Source organism: Clostridium sp. AF32-7AC (genome assembly GCF_003477925.1).
GTDB classification, from domain to species: Bacteria; Bacillota; Clostridia; order Lachnospirales; family Lachnospiraceae; genus Otoolea; species Otoolea fessa.
On sequence record NZ_QUEG01000012.1, the window covers coordinates 35,279 to 54,401 of the forward strand.

General features: G+C 50.7%; 15 protein-coding genes and 1 tRNA gene. 13 read left to right on the forward strand and 3 right to left on the reverse strand.

Annotated elements, in window-relative coordinates:
• Nucleotides 1–16: 16 nt before the first annotated feature.
• The 8 genes from secD to DWZ45_RS13440 all read left to right on the forward strand — a co-directional run bounded on the left by secD (nucleotide 17) and on the right by DWZ45_RS13440 (nucleotide 11,057).
• Nucleotides 17–2,179: a protein translocase subunit SecD gene (gene secD / locus DWZ45_RS13405; protein WP_117796027.1), complete on the forward strand. Its 2,163-nt coding sequence runs from the start codon at nucleotides 17–19 to the stop codon at nucleotides 2,177–2,179.
• 17 nt (nucleotides 2,180–2,196) lie between these two features.
• Nucleotides 2,197–3,333, forward strand: a complete 1,137-nt coding sequence (gene tgt / locus DWZ45_RS13410) for a tRNA guanosine(34) transglycosylase Tgt (RefSeq protein ID WP_118469414.1) — start codon at nucleotides 2,197–2,199, stop codon at nucleotides 3,331–3,333.
• Nucleotides 3,334–3,350: 17 nt separating this feature from the next.
• Nucleotides 3,351–3,626, forward strand: a complete 276-nt coding sequence (gene yajC / locus DWZ45_RS13415; protein ID WP_022359870.1) for a preprotein translocase subunit YajC — start codon at nucleotides 3,351–3,353, stop codon at nucleotides 3,624–3,626.
• Between the two features lie 342 nt (nucleotides 3,627–3,968).
• A complete protein-coding gene (gene leuB, locus DWZ45_RS13420) occupies nucleotides 3,969–5,054 on the forward strand; it encodes a 3-isopropylmalate dehydrogenase (RefSeq protein ID WP_118469415.1) in 1,086 nt (361 codons plus the stop codon).
• A 107-nt stretch (nucleotides 5,055–5,161) separates the two neighbouring features.
• The gene (gene ilvD, locus DWZ45_RS13425; RefSeq protein WP_107001470.1) at nucleotides 5,162–6,838 is read left to right on the forward strand and encodes a dihydroxy-acid dehydratase; all 1,677 of its coding nucleotides are present in this window, start codon (nucleotides 5,162–5,164) and stop codon (nucleotides 6,836–6,838) included.
• A gap of 92 nt (nucleotides 6,839–6,930) precedes the next feature.
• Complete coding sequence (ilvB, locus tag DWZ45_RS13430; protein ID WP_118469416.1) at nucleotides 6,931–8,613, forward strand: biosynthetic-type acetolactate synthase large subunit; 1,683 nt, start codon at nucleotides 6,931–6,933, stop codon at nucleotides 8,611–8,613.
• Between the two features lie 54 nt (nucleotides 8,614–8,667).
• Nucleotides 8,668–9,753 (forward strand): 3-phosphoserine/phosphohydroxythreonine transaminase, encoded by a 1,086-nt coding sequence (gene serC / locus DWZ45_RS13435; protein WP_118469417.1) that lies wholly within the window; start codon nucleotides 8,668–8,670, stop codon nucleotides 9,751–9,753.
• Between the two features lie 140 nt (nucleotides 9,754–9,893).
• Entirely contained in the window at nucleotides 9,894–11,057 is a 1,164-nt protein-coding gene (locus DWZ45_RS13440; RefSeq protein ID WP_022359875.1) for a phosphoglycerate dehydrogenase, read from the forward strand.
• 199 nt (nucleotides 11,058–11,256) lie between these two features.
• Here DWZ45_RS13440 and DWZ45_RS14730 read toward each other — a convergent pair whose 3' ends face one another.
• Nucleotides 11,257–12,522 (reverse strand): M23 family metallopeptidase, encoded by a 1,266-nt coding sequence (locus tag DWZ45_RS14730; protein WP_265104164.1) that lies wholly within the window; start codon nucleotides 12,520–12,522, stop codon nucleotides 11,257–11,259.
• A 320-nt stretch (nucleotides 12,523–12,842) separates the two neighbouring features.
• Here DWZ45_RS14730 and DWZ45_RS13455 point away from each other — a divergent pair, with 320 nt between their 5' ends.
• Nucleotides 12,843–13,292: a PaaI family thioesterase gene (locus tag DWZ45_RS13455; protein ID WP_181357243.1), complete on the forward strand. Its 450-nt coding sequence runs from the start codon at nucleotides 12,843–12,845 to the stop codon at nucleotides 13,290–13,292.
• A gap of 15 nt (nucleotides 13,293–13,307) precedes the next feature.
• Here the strand turns inward: DWZ45_RS13455 and DWZ45_RS13460 are convergent, their stop codons facing one another.
• Nucleotides 13,308–14,120, reverse strand: coding sequence for an MBL fold metallo-hydrolase (locus DWZ45_RS13460; protein ID WP_107001474.1), 813 nt, complete (start codon nucleotides 14,118–14,120; stop codon nucleotides 13,308–13,310).
• A 232-nt stretch (nucleotides 14,121–14,352) separates the two neighbouring features.
• Between DWZ45_RS13460 and DWZ45_RS13465 the strand changes: the two genes are divergently transcribed.
• Entirely contained in the window at nucleotides 14,353–16,290 is a 1,938-nt protein-coding gene (locus DWZ45_RS13465; RefSeq protein ID WP_118469418.1) for a fructose-1,6-bisphosphatase, read from the forward strand.
• 90 nt (nucleotides 16,291–16,380) lie between these two features.
• Nucleotides 16,381–16,881, forward strand: a complete 501-nt coding sequence (locus DWZ45_RS13470; protein ID WP_118469419.1) for a DUF1700 domain-containing protein — start codon at nucleotides 16,381–16,383, stop codon at nucleotides 16,879–16,881.
• A 182-nt stretch (nucleotides 16,882–17,063) separates the two neighbouring features.
• Here DWZ45_RS13470 and DWZ45_RS13475 read toward each other — a convergent pair.
• Nucleotides 17,064–17,136, reverse strand: a tRNA-Gln gene (locus tag DWZ45_RS13475).
• A 283-nt stretch (nucleotides 17,137–17,419) separates the two neighbouring features.
• Here DWZ45_RS13475 and DWZ45_RS13480 point away from each other — a divergent pair.
• On the forward strand, nucleotides 17,420–18,136 hold the full coding sequence (locus tag DWZ45_RS13480; RefSeq protein WP_118469427.1) for an acyl-ACP thioesterase domain-containing protein: 717 nt from the start codon (nucleotides 17,420–17,422) through the stop codon (nucleotides 18,134–18,136).
• Nucleotides 18,137–18,270: 134 nt separating this feature from the next.
• Nucleotides 18,271–19,104 (forward strand): S1-like domain-containing RNA-binding protein, encoded by an 834-nt coding sequence (locus DWZ45_RS13485; RefSeq protein ID WP_118469428.1) that lies wholly within the window; start codon nucleotides 18,271–18,273, stop codon nucleotides 19,102–19,104.
• The last annotated feature ends 19 nt before the right edge of the window (nucleotides 19,105–19,123 follow it).

The window sequence follows — 19,123 nt, forward strand, 5'->3', positions numbered from 1 at the left end:
ACAAGGAGAGAGAGGAATGAAGAACAAAAAAGGAAAAAGCTTCCTGGGGATGCTGCTCCTTCTGATTGCCATCGGCGTATTCGGCTATTTCGGCTATTCGACGATGAATCAGATCAAGCTGGGTCTTGACCTGGCTGGCGGTGTCAGCATTACCTATCAGGCGAAAGAAGAAAATCCGTCTTCCGAGGATATGGCGGATACGATCTACAAGCTCCAGCAGCGTGTACAGAATTACAGTACCGAGGCGGAGGTTTACCAGGAGGGTAATAACCGTATCAACGTAGATATTCCGGGTGTATCGGATGCCAACGCGATTCTGGAAGAGTTAGGAAAACCGGGTTCCCTGATTTTCGTGGACTCTGAAGGAAATCAGATCCTTGATGGTAAACAGGTTGCCAGCGCGAAAGCCGGCATGACCGAGGATAAGGCGACCGGTTCCAAGGCGTATGTCGTTTCTCTGACCTTTACCGAGGAAGGTAAACAGGCATTTGCTGAGGCGACCACGAATGGCGTCGGAAAACCAATTTATATCATTTATGATAACCAGATTATTTCTGCTCCGACCGTCCGTGAGGCGATCACAGGCGGACAGTGCCAGATCGACGGCATGGCGGATTATGAAGAGGCAAATAATCTTGCGTCCACGATCCGTATCGGTTCCCTGTCCCTGGAGCTGGAAGAGCTGCGTTCCAACGTAGTTGGCGCGAAGCTGGGCCAGGAGGCGATCTCCACCAGCTTAAAGGCAGGTCTGATCGGATTTGCCATTGTCATTGTATTTATGATTGCCGTATATCTGCTTCCGGGTCTGGCTGCATCTCTGGCTCTGTGCCTGTATGTCGGTCTGATCCTGATCCTGTTAGTTGCATTTGAGGTGACTCTGACGCTTCCGGGCGTGGCTGGTATCATCCTGTCGATTGGTATGGCGGTGGATGCGAACGTTATCATTTTCACCCGTATCAAAGAGGAGATCGGTCTGGGAACATCCGTCAAGAATGCGATCAAGGCAGGTTTCGCCAAGGCACTTTCCGCGATCATCGACGGAAACGTAACCACCCTGATTGCGGCAGCGGTTCTGTTCTGGAGAGGTTCCGGTACCGTCAAGGGCTTTGCGGCGACGCTGGCAATCGGTATCGTGCTTTCTATGTTCACGGCGCTGTTTGTAACCAAATTTGCCCTGAACTGCTTCTATGAGATGGGCTTTGAGGATGCGAAATTCTACGGATGCCGCAAGGATATGAAGACGCGTCCGTTCCTGAAATTCCGCAAGCTTTACTTTGCTCTGTCGCTCGTGATCATTCTGGCAGGCGTCGGTAGCATGGTTCACAATCAGTCTTCGATGGGTGTGCCGCTCAACTACAGCATGGAGTTCAGAGGCGGTACTTCTACAAACGTTACCTTTAACGAGGATATGTCTCTGGAAGATATTTCCTCCCAGGTGGTTCCGGTGGTAGAAAAGATTACCGGCGAAGCTGGCACACAGACCCAGAAGGTAGCCGGAAGCAACGAGGTTATCATCAAGACACGTACCCTGAACATGGACGAGCGCGAAGAGTTAAACCAGGCGCTGGCGGATCAGTTTGGTGTGGATAAAGAGAAGATCACAGCCGATAGTATCTCCGGTGCAGTCAGCCAGGAGATGAAGCGCGATGCGATTGTGGCGGTTACGATTGCGACGATCTGCATGTTGATCTACATCTGGTTCCGTTTCAGCAATATCACGTTCGCGGCGGGCGCGGTTCTTGCCCTGATGCACGATGTACTGGTTGTCTTGACCTGCTATGCGATGCTGCGCTGGTCGGTTGGTTCGACGTTCATCGCCTGCATGCTGACGATTGTCGGTTACTCAATCAACGCGACGATCGTTATCTTCGACCGTATCCGTGAGAATATGAAGCTTCTGGGCAATAAAGAGTCCGCTGAGACGATCGTCAACACCAGTATCAGCCAGACCCTGACGCGAAGCATCAACACGACGCTGACGACCTTCGTCATGGTCCTGATTCTTTACATCCTGGGTGTATCTTCCATCCGTGAGTTTGCTCTTCCGCTGATGGTAGGTCTGATCTGCGGTACGTATTCGTCCGTATGCCTGTCCGGCTCTGTCTGGTATGTGCTGAATAAAAAGCGCATGGAGAAGAATGCCAAACCGGCTGGCAAGAAGGCAAAGGCAGAGAAGTAAAAAGTATAGGAAAAAAGATGGAATACAAGATTTTATACAAAGATGGCCGCGCAAAACGCGCGGAAATGAAAACAGTCCACGGAACCATCCAGACGCCTGTTTTCATGAATGTCGGCACGGTGGCGGCGATCAAGGGCGCGGTTTCGACCGATGATCTCCGCACGATCGGCACGCAGGTGGAACTTTCCAATACCTACCACCTCCATGTCCGTACCGGCGACAAGCTGATCCGACAGTTTGGCGGTCTGCACAAATTTATGAACTGGGATCGCCCGATCCTCACGGATTCCGGCGGATTTCAGGTGTTTTCCCTGGCGGGACTGCGGAAGATTAAAGAAGAGGGCGTTTATTTTAACTCCCACATCGATGGTCACAAGATTTTCATGGGACCGGAGGAAAGTATGCAGATTCAGTCCAACTTAGGTTCGACGATCGCGATGGCATTTGATGAGTGCCCGCCGAGTCTTGCCGATCGGGACTATGTACAGAAATCAGTGGAGCGCACGACGCGCTGGCTGGCGCGCTGCAAGGATGAGATGGCACGCCTCAATGCACTGCCGGATACGGTCAACCGGGAACAGCTCCTGTTTGGTATCAATCAGGGTGCGATTTACGAGGATATCCGTATCGAACACGCGAAGGAAATCAGCAAAATGAACCTCAATGGCTATGCGGTCGGAGGTCTGGCAGTTGGCGAGAGCCATGAGGAAATGTATCGGATTCTGGATGCAGTCGTTCCGCACCTGCCGGAGGACAAGCCGACTTATCTTATGGGCGTTGGCACACCGGCAAACATCCTGGAAGCGGTAGACCGGGGCGTCGATTTCTTTGACTGTGTGTACCCGTCCCGGAATGGACGCCACAGCCATGTATACACGAACCATGGCAAATTAAATCTCCTGAACAGCAAATATGAGCTGGATCCGCGCCCAATCGAGGAAGGCTGCGGCTGCCCGGCATGCCGTTCTTACTCCCGCGCATATATCCGCCACCTGTTTAAGGCGAAGGAAATGCTGGGGATGAGATTATGCGTCTTGCATAATTTGTATTTTTATAATAAAATGATGGAAGAGATTCGCGACGCGATCGAACATCACTGTTATGCTGAGTATAAAGCAAAGAAACTTGCAGGCATGATGGGTGAATCGAACTAAAGGAGGAAATATACCACATGAGCAGCACAAGCGGAATGATCGTTTACCTTGTATTTATCATTGCCATCTTCTATTTTATGGCAATCCGTCCACAGTCCAAGGAAAAGAAAAAACAGGCAGAACTGATGGCAACCGTAGCAGTAGGCGACAGCGTTCTGACATCCAGCGGCTTCTACGGCGTGATTATCGATATGACCGATGATACTGTAATCGTAGAGTTCGGAAGCAACAAGAACTGCCGCATCCCGATGCGTAAGGATGCAATCGTTCAGGTTGAGAAACCGGAAGTCTAAGAAGAACGGTAAGAAAGTGAGAGGATCGCAGCTCCCGATGGGGGCGGCGGTCCTTTTTTTGTGTAACAGGAAATTCCTTGGAATTCCCTATTACACAAAAAGGCACTAACGTGCCAATGATGCGCACTCGCGCGAAGCAGAAACATGTCGCAAGCGACCGCGCTCGGCGCGAGAATGTGCCAAGGCACATTCTTTTTTATTTTACAGATAACCCCAGGTTATAGAATAAATTCCAAATTACTATATGGGGAATACCGGTTTTCCTTCGTCAGAAGATTGCAAAATAGGACGGAATCCGATATGATAAAAAGTAACCGTTTGAAACAAGGGAGGTATTTTATTATGAATTGCAATATTACTGTGATTCCGGGCGACGGAATCGGACCGGAGATTGTGAGAGAGGCATGCGGCGTGCTGGACAAGGTGGGCGCCGTCTACGGTCATACATTTAATTATACAAAAATCCTGATGGGCGGCTGTTCCATCGACGAGTACGGCGTACCGCTGACCGATGAGGCACTGGAGATCGCGAAAAAGAGTGATTCCGTCCTGCTCGGTGCAGTCGGCGGCAACGTGGGAAATTCCCGCTGGTACGATGTAGCTCCGAACCTGCGTCCGGAGGCCGGTCTTCTTGCCATCCGTAAAGGTCTGGGACTGTTCGCGAATATCCGCCCGGCATACCTCTACAAAGAGCTGGCAGATGCCTGCCCGTTAAAGAAAGAGATCATCGGCGACGGCTTCGATATGGTTATCATGCGTGAGCTGACCGGCGGTCTGTACTTCGGCGACCGTTACACGAAGGAGATTGATGGCGTGACGACCGCGGTAGATACCCTGACCTACAATGAAAATGAGATCCGCCGGATCGCAATCAAGGCATTCGATATCGCGATGAAGCGCCGCAAGAGCGTTATTAGCGTCGATAAGGCAAACGTACTGGATTCCTCCCGCCTGTGGAGAAAAGTAGTCGAGGAAGTTGCTAAAGATTATCCGGAAGTTACCCTGACCCATATGCTGGTTGACAACTGCGCGATGCAGCTTGTCATGAATCCGGGACAGTTCGACGTGATCCTGACTGAGAATATGTTCGGTGACATCCTTTCCGACGAGGCAAGCATGATTACCGGCTCCATCGGTATGCTGTCTTCTGCCAGCTTAAATGAGGGCAAATTTGGTCTTTATGAGCCGAGCCACGGTTCCGCACCGGATATCGCAGGCAAGGACATCGCAAACCCGATCGCAACTATTCTTTCCGCAGCGATGATGCTCCGCTATTCCTTCGATCTGGATAAGGAAGCAAAAGCCATCGAGGATGCCGTACAGCAGGTACTGACCGAGGGCTACCGTACCGTGGATATCATGGCGGATGGCTGCAAGCAGGTTGGAACCGTTGAGATGGGCAGGCTGATCTGTGAGAGAATTAAATAGAAAGATTGCAAAAATTTCATAAATGCGATAAAATCAAAGATAAACGTAAAAACCGCCCCTGTCACCAGGGGCGGAGGTCGTCGAAAGAGATAGAAGGAGACGAAAAGATGAAAAGTGATGCAGTAAGAAAAGGGATGCAGCAGGCACCTCACCGTTCTTTGTTTAATGCACTCGGTATGACGGAAGAGGAGATGAACAAACCTCTCGTCGGTATCGTAAGTTCTTATAATGAGATTGTTCCGGGACACATGAACCTGGACAAGATTGTAAATGCCGTGAAGCTGGGTGTAGCGATGGCTGGCGGCACACCGGTTGTATTTCCGGCGATCGCAGTCTGTGATGGTATCGCTATGGGACATGTCGGCATGAAATATTCTCTGGTTACCCGTGATCTGATCGCAGATTCCACCGAATGTATGGCGCTGGCACATCAGTTCGATGCGCTGGTTATGGTTCCAAACTGTGATAAAAACGTACCGGGACTTCTGATGGCAGCAGCCCGCGTCAATGTACCGACTGTATTTGTCAGCGGCGGTCCGATGTTAGCCGGTCATGTAAAGGGACAGAAGAGAAGTCTTTCCAGCATGTTCGAGGCAGTTGGTTCCTACGCAGCAGGCACCATGACGGAAGAAGATGTGAAAGAATTCGAATGTAAGGTCTGCCCGACCTGCGGTTCCTGTTCCGGTATGTACACCGCCAACAGCATGAACTGCTTAACAGAGGTACTCGGCATGGGCCTTCAGGGCAACGGTACGATCCCGGCAGTTTACTCCGAGCGAATCAAACTGGCAAAACACGCTGGTATGAAGGTTATGGAGATGTATGAGAAAAACATCCGTCCGAGAGATATTATGACAGAAAAGGCATTTTTAAATGCACTGACCGTGGATATGGCACTCGGATGTTCTACCAACAGTATGCTGCATCTTCCGGCGATTGCACATGAGGCAGGCGTAGACCTGAACATGGAGCTGGTCAATGAGATGAGCAAGCGCACCCCGAACCTGTGCCATCTGGCACCGGCAGGTCCGACCTATATGGAGGATCTGAACGAGGCAGGCGGCGTGTATGCGGTTATGAATGAGCTGTCCAAGAAGAACCTTCTGAATCTGGACTGCATGACCGTAACCGGCAAGACCGTTGGCGAGAATATCAAGGGCTGTGTCAACAAGAATCCGGAGGTTATCCGACCGATCGACAATCCGTACAGCCAGACTGGCGGTATTGCGATCCTGAAAGGAAACCTGGCACCGGATACAGGCGTTGTAAAACGTTCTGCCGTTGCACCGGAGATGCTGGTACATCAGGGACCAGCGCGTGTATTTGACTGTGAGGAAGACGCGATTGCAGCGATCAAGGGCGGCAAGATCGTGGCTGGCGATGTTGTTGTCATCCGTTACGAGGGACCGAAGGGCGGTCCGGGCATGCGTGAGATGCTGAACCCGACTTCTGCCATCGCAGGTATGGGACTTGGTTCCAGCGTAGCTCTGATCACAGACGGACGTTTCTCCGGCGCATCCAGAGGTGCATCCATCGGACACGTTTCTCCGGAGGCGGCAGTCGGCGGACCGATCGCGCTGGTTGAGGAAGGCGATATTATTTCCATCGATATCAACAATAACTCCCTGAACGTACTCGTATCCGACGAGGAGCTGGCAGAGAGAAGAAAGAAATGGCAGCCGAGAGAACCGAAGGTTACGACCGGATACCTGGCACGTTACGCAGCGCTTGTAACGAGCGGAAACCGGGGCGCAATCCTGGAGGTTCCGAAGACACAGAAGTAATCATTGCGGGCTTCAGACAGGTGCTTTTGAGACGGAAAGTACTGCTTGATATGCATTTAAAATGGTTTAAGGAAGGAAAGCAGGTTAGACAGATGAAGACATTGACAGGAGCAGAGATTGTCATTGAATGCTTGAAAGAGCAGGGGGTAGACACGGTGTTCGGTTATCCGGGCGGCGCGATCCTCAACATTTATGATGCACTTTATAAACACAAGGATAAAATCACCCATATTTTGACCTCTCATGAACAGGGAGCGTCCCACGCGGCAGACGGCTACGCGAGAGCAACCGGTAAGGTCGGTGTGTGTATGGCGACATCTGGTCCGGGAGCTACAAACCTGGTTACGGGTATTGCAACGGCTAACCTGGATTCCATTCCGATGGTAGCCATCACCTGTAATGTAACGACAGGGCTTCTTGGAAAAGACAGCTTCCAGGAGATCGACATTCTGGGTGTTACCATGCCGATCACGAAATATAATTTTATCGTAAAGGATGTCACGAAGCTGGCAGATGTGATCCGTCGTGCGTTCGTGATTGCTAAGAGTGGCCGTCCGGGTCCGGTTCTGGTGGATATCACCAAGGATGTGACGGCAGCGGCCTGCGAGTACGAGCCGAAGGAACCGCAGCCGATCGAGCGCGAGACAGAGCTGATCCGTGAGGAAGACATGGAAAAGGCGATCGAGATGATCAAGGCGGCGAGAAAACCGTTTATTTTTGTCGGCGGCGGTGCAGTGGCATCGGATGCTGCCAATGAATTAAGTGCATTTGCACATAAAATTCAGGCGCCGGTGGGTGACAGCCTGATGGGTAAAGGTGCATTTGACGGAACCGATGTCCTTTATACCGGTATGATCGGTATGCACGGAACCAAGACATCCAACCTCGGTGTGGCAGAGTGCGATCTGCTGATCGTTGTAGGCGCGCGTTTCAGTGACCGTGTTGTGGGCGATCCGAACCATTTTGCAACCAATGCAAAGATTTTACACATAGATATCGATCCGGCGGAGATCAACAAAAACATCCAGACCGATGCGAGCATTATTGGTGATGTCAAGATTATTCTGCGTAAGCTAAACGCGCGTCTGGATCCGATGAACCATGACGAGTGGCTGAGCCACATTGAGCGTCTGAAAGATATGTACCCGCTCCGCTACAACAAGGAAGTTCTGACCGGTCCGTATATCATGGAAGAGATCTACAAGGTAACCGGCGGCGATGCGATCATCTGTACCGATGTCGGACAGCATCAGATGTGGGCGGCACAGTATTATAAATACAAACGTCCGAGACAGCTTCTGACCTCCGGCGGTCTGGGCACGATGGGCTACGGTCTGGGCGCAGCGATTGGTGCGAAGATGGGCTGCAAGGATAAGACGGTTATCAATATTGCCGGAGACGGCTGTTTCCGTATGAACATGAACGAGATTGCGACGGCAACCCGCTACAACATTCCGGTTATCGAGGTTGTATTTAACAACCATGTTCTGGGTATGGTGCGCCAGTGGCAGACCCTGTTCTATGGAAAACGCTATTCCCAGACGGAGCTTTACGATCAGATGGATTTCGTCAAGGTGGCAGAGGGCATGGGCGCGAAAGCATACCGTATCACGAAGAAAGAGGATGTGGAGCCGGTTCTGCGCGAGGCGATCAGCTTAAATATCCCGGTTATGATCGAGTGCCAGATCGGCAGCGATGACAAGGTATTCCCGATGGTTCCGGCTGGAAAACCGATCGAGGAAGCGTTTGATGAGATTGACTTACGCATCGAATAGTTGTAAAATGGGGGCAATTATCACATTTTTGTGTAAGACAGGAGGAGATTTATTATGAGCAGAGTCTATAACTTTTCGGCAGGTCCGGCAGTACTTCCGGAGGAGGTACTGAGAGAGGCAGCGGCAGAGATGCTGGATTACCAGGGCAGCGGCATGTCCGTCATGGAGATGAGCCACCGCTCCAAGGATTTCCAGGCCATCATTGATGAGGCAGAGAAGGATCTGCGCGAATTGATGCAGATTCCGGACAATTACAAAGTATTATTCGTACAGGGCGGCGGCAATATGCAGTTCGCCATGGTTCCGATGAACCTGTTCAAAAATAAGGTGGGGGATTACATCATCACCGGACAGTGGGCAAAGAAAGCATATCAGGAGGCAAAGATGTTTGGTACCGCCAACGCGATTGCATCCAGCGCTGACAAGACCTTTTCCTACATCCCGGATTGTTCGGACCTTCCAGTGGATGAGGACGCAGATTACGTGTATATCTGCTTAAATAACACTATTTACGGAACCGTATACCACGAGCTTCCGAACACCAAGGGCAAGACACTGGTAGCAGACATCTCCTCCTGTTTCCTGTCAGAGCCGCTGGATGTGAGTAAGTTTGGTATTCTCTGGGGCGGTGTCCAGAAGAACGTAGGTCCGGCTGGTATGGCGATCGTCATCATCCGCGAGGATCTGATCACTGAGGATGTTCTTCCGGGAACACCAACCATGCTGCGCTACAAAACATACGCAGACAATGACTCTCTGTACAACACACCGCCTACATACACCATCTATATGTGCGGCAAGGTATTTAAATGGCTCAAGAAAATGGGCGGTTTAAGTGCCATGAAAGAGCGCAACGAGAAGAAGGCGAAGATTCTTTACGATTTCCTCGATGAGAGCAAGCTCTTCAAGGGAACCGTTGAGAAAAAAGACCGTTCCCTGATGAACGTACCGTTCGTCACCGGCGATGCAGATCTGGATGCCCTGTTTGTCAAGGAAGCCAAAGAGGCAGGTTTTGTGAACTTAAAAGGTCACCGTACCGTCGGCGGTATGCGTGCCAGCATCTACAATGCAATGCCGATCGAGGGCGTTGAGAAATTAGTTGCTTTCATGCGCGAATTTGAGAAAAAACATACAAATTAATCAATTTTAAAATTTATGCCATTGCTGCGGCGAAAGGGAGGGGGAATCCGTTCCTTTCTGCTGCAGCAGTGGACTTTTTAAAACAAAAACAGCCCGCGTATGGGAAGATTTGAAATTTTGAAAGAAAAGAGAGTTAAAAAATGAGAAAAATCCATTGCCTGAACCCGATTTCCAAGCTGGGAACCGGTTTACTGACCGAAAATTATGAGATGACTGACAACCTGGCGGAGGCAGAGGGCATTCTGGTCCGCAGTGCTGCCATGCATGATCTGGAACTTCCGAAGGGACTGCGTGCTGTTGCACGTGCCGGAGCGGGCGTCAACAACATTCCGCTTGACAAGTGTGCGGAGGCTGGTGTTGTCGTATTCAATACACCGGGCGCCAATGCAAACGGTGTCAAAGAGCTGGTGCTGGCTGGCATGCTGCTGGGAGCCAGAGACGTAGTCGGCGGCATCGACTGGTGCAAGGAGCAGAAGGACAATGAAAATATCTCCAAAGATATGGAGAAGGCGAAAAAGAAATTTGCCGGTCATGAGATCCGCGGCAAAAAGCTTGGTGTTATCGGACTGGGCGCCATCGGCGCAGAGGTTGCAAACGCAGCTGCAGCGCTCGGCATGGAAGTATACGGCTATGACCCGTTTATTTCTGTCAAAGCAGCGTGGATGCTTTCCAGAGACGTAAAGCACATCACATCGGTTGATACGATCTATCAGGAATGCGATTACATCACCGTTCATGTACCGCTGCTTGACAGCACCCGCCAGATGATCAACAAAGACAGCCTGGGACAGATGAAGGACGGTGTGGTTATCTTAAACTTTGCGCGTGACCTTCTGGTAAATGACGACGATATGGCAGAGGCGCTGGCTTCCGGTCGTGTAAAACGCTATATCACCGATTTCCCGAATGCAAAAGTAATGCAGATGCCGAACGTCATCGCAACCCCACATCTGGGCGCATCCACAGAAGAATCCGAGGATAACTGTGCCGTGATGGCAGTCAAAGAGCTGATGGATTACCTGGACAATGGTAATATCAAGAATTCCGTCAACTTTCCGAATTGCGATATGGGCGTGTGCACAACCGTAGGTCGTCTTGCACTTCTTCATAAGAACGTGCCGAACATGATCGGACAGATTTCCTCGATCCTGGCATCGACTGACATGAACATCGCAAACATGACGAACAAGAGCCGTGATAAATACGCTTATACGCTGGTTGATCTGGAGACCAAGGCAGACGCGGCGACGATTGAGAAGCTGAAAGCTATTCAGGGTATGATGCGCGTGCGCGTGATCAAATAATAAGTTTTATTGAAAACAGCCGGAGAAAGTGCGGTTTTGGGTGCACCTTTTCCGGCTGTATTTTTATGGATTGCAGAATGTTTTTATTGAAGAATCTCTGCATGGCTTTTTAACGTGATAATTATATGTATATATTGGTGAGAAACTGTCAGTGGCGGGTTATATTAAGCGACAGGATTGACTTGGTAAGAAAACTTTGTCATGGGGTGGAAAATTGATCGATACTAGGATCTTTCATTTCATAAACACGCGTCCATTCTTTGGTGCCTTCTTTCTTGACGGTCTCGGAGCGGTTTATCGCCAGAAAACGGATCAGTTCATAGCAGTCAATCCAGATTTCGTTGTTTCCTTCTTTCTGGGATTCGTCAAAAATGAGCTGCAATCCGAAATGCAGGTGCGGTTCAGCGATGTTGTTGGTGTTTTCAGTGCTGCTGTAGCCGGTGTGCCCGAGATAACCGATCACGTCCCCGGCGGTGACGAGACTGCCCTCTTTCAGATTTGACTGGTAGGGGTAGTCTTTGCGTAAATGTGCATAATAGTAGTATCGTTTCCCGTCAAAGCTGCGGATGCCGATGCGCCAGCCGCCGTACTGGTTCCAGCCGAGCGCCTCGACGCGCCCGGATTCCACAGCAATCACAGGCGTTCCCGTCTGCCCCATCATATCATGCCCGAGATGCCGTCTCCGGTAACCGTAGCTGCGGGAGACACCGAAATCGTCATAGTGGCTGTAGGGAAAGTTTTTCGCCAGTGGGAGAAACGCTTTCAGACCATATTTGGTAACCCAGACTTTTTCCTCACCGGAGGGAGTCAGGGGGACAGCGTCGGGATCGGAGAGAGTGGGGGCTGGGGTTTCGAGAGAAGTTTGTGTGTTGGATGAGGCTGAAGTTTCTGGTGAAGCTTGACTGGCTGAGTCGATTGTGTCTGTACCAGTTGTGGTTGCTGTTGTTGTTGGTGGTGTCGTTGCGTAGGAGGTATTGGCAGCCGGATCCCCTTCCTGTATCTGCGCGTCCGCCAGTGCAAAAGCCGGTGCTTCCGATTTCGGAATCTCAATTTCATACAGTCCGACCATTCCATCCAGAACCGCGCCGTAAGCCTCACGATAATAGGCAAAAGAGGTCATATTTTTCGTCAATTCTTCCACTGTAACGCCATTTTGGAGCTGTTCGGCAGCTTCCGTCATATCGGACGCCTGATAATGTGAAAAATCGCCCCCGTAGCGCGCCCCCAGGTAGGCGAGCAGATCGACCCAGTTCAGATGGAGATCCTGCTGGCAGGTATCAACATCATAGCGGAACGCCTGTGTCATGGCGTCGGCGGTTACATCGAAATCCACCCAGCGGATAAAATGTTCCGACGCATTCCCGACCGTGACCTGACGGCTGTTCGGACGCTGGAAGGACCAGCTGACAAAGAGCGCCGCAATGGCGCAGATTTCCAGTGCAATGATAACAGAACTTCGTTTCAAGACAGATCCCTCCTGTGCGATAGTATTTAAATGCGAAGCCACGGCAAATTCCGTTACTGGGCACGTATGCGTGAACAATAACATTTTTGCAATCTGATAAGATTGTATGAGAGGATGGGAGAAAGTATGAGTCCATCTTTGGAAAAATTATGAGAAAAAGCGTTTGAGGCGAGGAAAAAGGATGGGCTGATTCAGGCAAACAGATTATACAAACAGATTATATCAGAGAGAAAAGTGATAGAAAAAATAGAAGAAAATAATAGATGACCTGCAGAGAAATAAAAAAGAGAGTAAATCATATATACAAGGAGGTACATGAAATGGAAAAGAAGGAAGAAAAGAAAAAGCCGTCCGGCTCATTCTCAGAAGTCTGGGAGAAGCGCGGACAGGAGACGGATGCAGCCAATGATTTCCGGAAGAAAATCGAGATGGAGATTACCGAGGCACGCCCGGGCTATGCAGTTGGAGAGATTGTATTGAAACCGTGGCATATGAATATCTTAGGTATCGTGCACGGCGGCGTCCTGTATTCATTGGCGGATACCGTGGGCGGCACCGCAGCGATGACCGGGCGCGACTACGCAGTCCCGACCGTGGATGGCACGATCCATTATCTGAAAGCTGGAAAAAACACATCCAAAATCATCGCCCGGGCGCAGGAAATACAGAATGGTTATGCATTTTCGGTGTGCGAATGCAAGATTTATGATGATAAGGAGACGCTGCTGGCGTCGGCGACGATGACGTATTATCATTTGAGGAAGAGGTAGAGCTGCAAGATACAATCACAGCTCTATCACACTCCCATCCTCCGGTACCAGCAAATCCCCATGATAATAGGCTTCCCCTTCAGCGCGGTACAAAGCAGCGCGTTCCGGATAAGTCTTATCTTCAGTGTGCCACAGAATCAAATGCCGCGCACCGAGGCGTTCGGCGAGTTCGCAGGCATCTTTGACGGTGCTGTGGTGTTTTTCATAAGGGGAGAAGATTTCCCGGTCGCGGTAGAGGCAGAAGGCTTCGTGGAAAAGCCAGTCGGCGCCTTTGGCAAATTCTTCGCAGAGCGGGTTCAGCGGTTCGTCGCCCGGGCAGCAGACGATCTTGCCGTCCGGCAGCACAGCGCGGAAGCCGAACTGGCGCGCCTTGGTCGAATGAATGTCAAAGAAGGTGACCTCCATATCGAGAATCTGCCGGGTTTCTCGGTCAGAAATCGGGATGAGCTGGATCGGATCGCCGATCAGGTCGCAGAATTTCTTCTGGAGTGTCAGGCGGCAGAAGGTCTGAATCGTGTCGATCAGGCCGTCGTGGCAGTAAATATGAAAAATTCCCTCATAATTTCCCTTTTTGATGGCAGTGCCAATCATCCGGATCATCCAGATCACGCCGAGAATGTGGTCGGTGTGTTCGTGTGTCACGAAGAGATGATGGATGCGGTTTAATGGAACCTGCATTTCTTCCAGAATCCGCAGGATGCCATTGCCGCCGCCGGCGTCTGTCATGAAATATTCCTCGCCGGAGCGGATGGCGAAGCAGGTATTATAATAACGTGTCATCGTGGCGTTGCCGGTGCCAAACACGTAGAGAGTGTGTGGTTCTGTCATGAATGTTCCTCCTGTATTTATGTATGGAAAAAAATGTTTCTGTTCACGGGTAGGCACTTTAGGAACTGAAAGTGCCGAAAATATATTTTGACCCTGATCTGAATCTATGCTACTATAAATCTATCAAAAAGGCAAATGCAATGTAGATAATGTGCTGTTTACCCAAAGCGAGCGCGACGATAACGAGTCACGACAATATCCGGGCAGACAGCGCAGTTTGGGAGCTGATAACATGAGGGATTTAGCATATTTGAAGCTGCTTTCGCGGGAGTATCCGAATATCCGGGCGGCGGCGAGTGATATTATTAATTTACAGGCAATCTGTGGACTTCCGAAGGGCACGGAATATTTTTTTAGTGACCTGCACGGTGAGCATGAGGCGTTTATTTATCTGCTCCGCAGTTCGTCGGGTATTATCCGGGAGAAGATCCGCGAGACATTTGGACATATTATTTCGGAGGAGGACGAGGTACGGCTGGCGAACCTTATCTATTATCCGGAAAAAATGATCAATCAGATCAAACAGGCGAACGAATACACGGAGGACTGGCAGAAGACGGCGGTCTACCGTCTGGTGCAGATCTGCCGGGAGGTTTCGTCGAAATACACCCGTTCCAAGGTAAGAAAAAAGATGCCGAGGGAATTTTCGGGTGTGATCGATGAGCTTTTATATGTCGATAATACCGATGACAATAAGACGGAGTATTACAGCGAACTTATCAATACCCTGATTGACGTCCGGGTGGCGGACAGCTTTATTGTCGTGATCTGCAGCCTGATCCGGAGTCTGACGATCGATAATCTTCATATCCTGGGCGATATATTTGACCGTGGTCCGAGACCGGATATCATTCTGGAGGAACTGATGCATTTCCATGATGTGGATATCCAGTGGGGCAATCATGATATTTCGTGGATGGGCGCGGCGACGGGCAACCGGGCGTGTATCTGCAATGTTTTGCGTATGGCGCTCGGTTACAATGGATTTGATGTATTGGAGGACGGCTACGGAATTAACCTGCGCCCGCTGTCGATGTTTGCGGAGCGCGTGTACCGGGACGATCCGTGTACCTGTTTTCTGCCGCAGATTCTTGACAAAAATATTTACGATGCAGTGGATCCGAAGCTGGCGGCGAAGATGCACAAGGCGATCGCGGTGTTACAGTATAAAGAAGAGGGGCAGATCATCAAGCGCCATCCGGAGTACGGGATGGAAGAGCGGATACTTCTGTCAGCGATTCGTTATGACCGCGGCACGGTCACGATCGATGGAAAAGAGTATCCGATGCGCGACATGAATTTCCCGACGGTGGATCCGGCGGATCCGCTGCGGCTGACGGACGAAGAGGAAGAGCTGCTTCACACGCTGGAGCTGTCGTTCCGCCACAATGCGCGGCTGCATGAGCATGTCCGTTTCCTATATTCCAACGGAAGCATGTATAAATGCTGCAATTCCAACCTGCTCTATCACGGCTGTATCCCGATGACGGAGAATCGGGAATTTGACGGTCTGATGGTGGGCGGCAAGATGTACCGCGGCAAGGAATTGATGGATTTTATTGACACACAGGTTAAAAATGCCTATTTTCTTCCAGAGGACGCGCCGGAGAAGGAGGCGTGCCGCGATTTTATGTGGTATCTGTGGAATGGTGCGAAATCGCCGGTATTTGGAAAGGACAAAAACCGCAGCTTTGAGCATTATTTCATCGAGGATCCGGAAGTGATGAGAGAGACGATGAACCCGTATTACCAGCTCAGTGAGGAAGAAGAAACCTGCGATATGATTTTGAAGGAATTTGGACTTCCGACGAAGGGATCGCATATCATCAACGGGCATATGCCGGTGAAGATTAAGAGTGGAGAGACACCGATCCGGGCTGGCGGCAAGCTCTTCATCATTGACGGCGGGCTGTCGAAAGCCTACCAGGAGCGGACGGGAATCGCCGGATATACGTTGATTTTCAATTCTCACCATCTCGCGCTTGCGGAACACAAGCCATTTGACCCGGAGCGCGAGCGGACGCCGAAGGTATATATTGTGGAGAAAATGCAGAAGCGCATCACAGTGGCGGATACCGACGAGGGCAAGGAGCTGGCGGGTCGCATCGAGGATCTGAAAGAGCTCTTGAAAGCGTACCGGAGCGGACTTTTGAAAGAGCGCGTGCGCTGAGGCAGTTGAAAAGGACGGGAACTGGAAGCTTGTTTCTTTCGGCTGGGTAAAACGGGAGAAGCGGGACGGTTTGAGGAATAAGGAGACAAGATGAGAAAGACAGAGTTTTTACAGGAGCTTCGGGAGGCGCTGGACGGCGAGGTTTCGGCTTCAGTCATCCAGAGCAACATAAGCTATTACGATCAGTATATCCGCCAGGAGGCGGCGAAAGGGCGCAGGGAGGAAGAAGTGATCGAGGAGATCGGCAGCCCACGCCTGATTGCGAAAACCATTATCGACAGCAGCGAGGGCGCCGGGGAGACCGGCCAGGGCGGTTCGTACACTTCGGGAGACGCTGCCGGGAGCGGGCGCACAGCGTCCTCCTACAACGGCGGTTTTTCGGAGCGGGACGACAGCGGTCTGCCGCCGAACTTCCATTACATCGATTTGAACAAATGGTACTGGAAGGTGATTCTCAGCGTGGTGGTTATCGCGATCTTATTTGTGCTGTTTGCACTGGTCGGAGGTATTTTCACCATCCTGATTCATCTGGCGGGACCGATTCTTCTGATTTGGCTGATCTATACATTTATTAAGAATATTTGGAAATAGAAAAGAACCCCTGCCGCCGGCTGTGAGGGATGACCGGAGCGGGGGTTCTTTTCTTTTTTTCTCGCAAACATATGGAGGTTTATTGAGTTGAAAAATGTTGTATTATGGAACATTTCAGAGGGAGTTTCCATAATACAAAAAAGCACTTGTCATGCCGTCTTTGGCAAACAAATGCTTTTTAGCTGGGCTACAAGGATTCGAACCTTGAAAATGACGGAGTCAGAGTCCGTTGCCTTACCATTTGGCGATAGCCCAATGAATTGAACGATTTGTATTATACTGTAAGGAAACAGATTCGTCAACTACTTTTTTCGCTTTTTTGATAATTTTTTTTGTTTGGGCGGCTGCTGTGGCAGAAACCGCGCCACGCGTCCGGCAAATTCTGCAATATTCTGGGTCTGTAAGTAGACAACGTGGTTCGAATCGGATATAATGAGTTTCATGACAGAATGTTAAGGCAATATAGGACGAAACGGCAGATGGCGGATGCGCGGAGATGGTGCGGGGAGCCGGAAGCCGGAAAGGAAAAGAGAGCGATATGTATACATTTGACAGCCGGGTCCGGTACAGTGAGACGGATGAAGAGGGAAATCTTTCTGTGGTGGGAATCATGAATTATCTTCAGGATTGTTCGACGTTCCAGTCGGAGGATCTGAAACTCGGGATTTCCTATCTGAATGAGGAAAAACGGGCGTGGTGGCTGAGCGGATGGCAGATAGAGATTCTCAGACAGCCGCATTTTGGCGAGCGGATCCGTATTTCGACCTGGCCGTATGGGTTTAAGGGAATCTATGGCTACCGGAATTTCACGATCGAGGATGAGATGGGAAACCCGCTGGTGCGGGCGGATTCGACCTGGTTTTACTACGATCTGGAAAAAGGATGCCCGGTGCGGGTGCCGGAAAGCCAGTTGGAGGGCTACCAGATTGAAGATAAACCGCTTGCAATGCCGCCAGCGCCGAAGAAAATCCGCTTGCCTGAGACGTATGAGACGGCGGCGCTGGTCACGGTGGAACGCCATCATCTCGATACGAACCGGCACGTGAACAATGCACAGTATGTGGCGATTGCGCGTGAATTGCTGCCTGTGGACTTTGCACTCGGAGAACTGCGGGTGGAGTACCGGAAGGCGGCAGTGCTTGGGGATGTGATGTACCCGAAGCTGGCGCAGGTGCCGGAAGGATACGTGGTATCGCTGCAGGATGCGGAAGGTCAGGTGTATGCGAATTTGTGGCTGGCAAGGACTGGTTTGTAAAGAGTTTGTATGTAGCAGTGAAGAAACTGAATCATTGCAGCCGAAGAAAGATTCGGCGTGGATTGTCTGCCAGTGAATGAAAAATGCAACCGTTAAATAAAAAAGAGATCGGCAGAAAAGAGAGGACGAATGACATGATTGAACTGGGAAGAGTACAGGAACTGATGGTAGTGCGGGAGAAAAACTTCGGCGTGTATCTGGGACAGAAGAAAGATGACGCGGCGGCGGTCCTGCTTCCGAAGAAACAGGTGCCGGAGGGCACAAAAGTGGGCGATAAGCTCAAGGTATTTATTTATAAAGATTCCGAGGATCGCCTGATTGCGACGACCTCGATGCCGAAGCTGGAACTGGGCGGGCCGGCGGTTTTGAAGGTCAAGGATGTATCGAAGATCGGCGCCTTTCTCGATATGGGGCTGGAAAAAGATCTGCTGCTCCCGTTTAAAGAGCAGGTATATCCGGTTCGCGCCGGGGAAGAGTGTCTGGTAGCGCTGTATATCGATAAGAGCGGTCGTCTGGCGGCGACGATGAAGGTATATTCGTATCTTTGCAGCGATGCGCCGTACAAGAAGGACGAGTGGACCGAGGGACGCGTCTATGAGATCAATGAAAATCTGGGCGTGTTCGTGGCAGTGGCAGACCGCTATTTCGGTCTGATTCCGAACCGTGAGCTGTATGGAAAATGCCGTCTGGGCGAGGTTTTAAAGGTACGCGTGACGAAGGTGCGCGAGGATGGAAAAATGGATTTGAGCCTGCGCGAGGTGGCGTACCGTCAGATGAATGCGGATGCCGAGGCGGTGCTGGCACGTCTGAAAGAAAAAAACGGCGTTCTGCCGTTCAATGACCGCGTGGAGCCGGAGATTATCCGCCGCGAATTTAATCTAAGCAAAAACGCGTTCAAGCGTGCGGTTGGACACCTTTTAAAAGAAGGAAAAGTAGAAGTAAACGAAGATTCTATCCGTTTAAAATAAAAGACAAAGGAGAGATTTG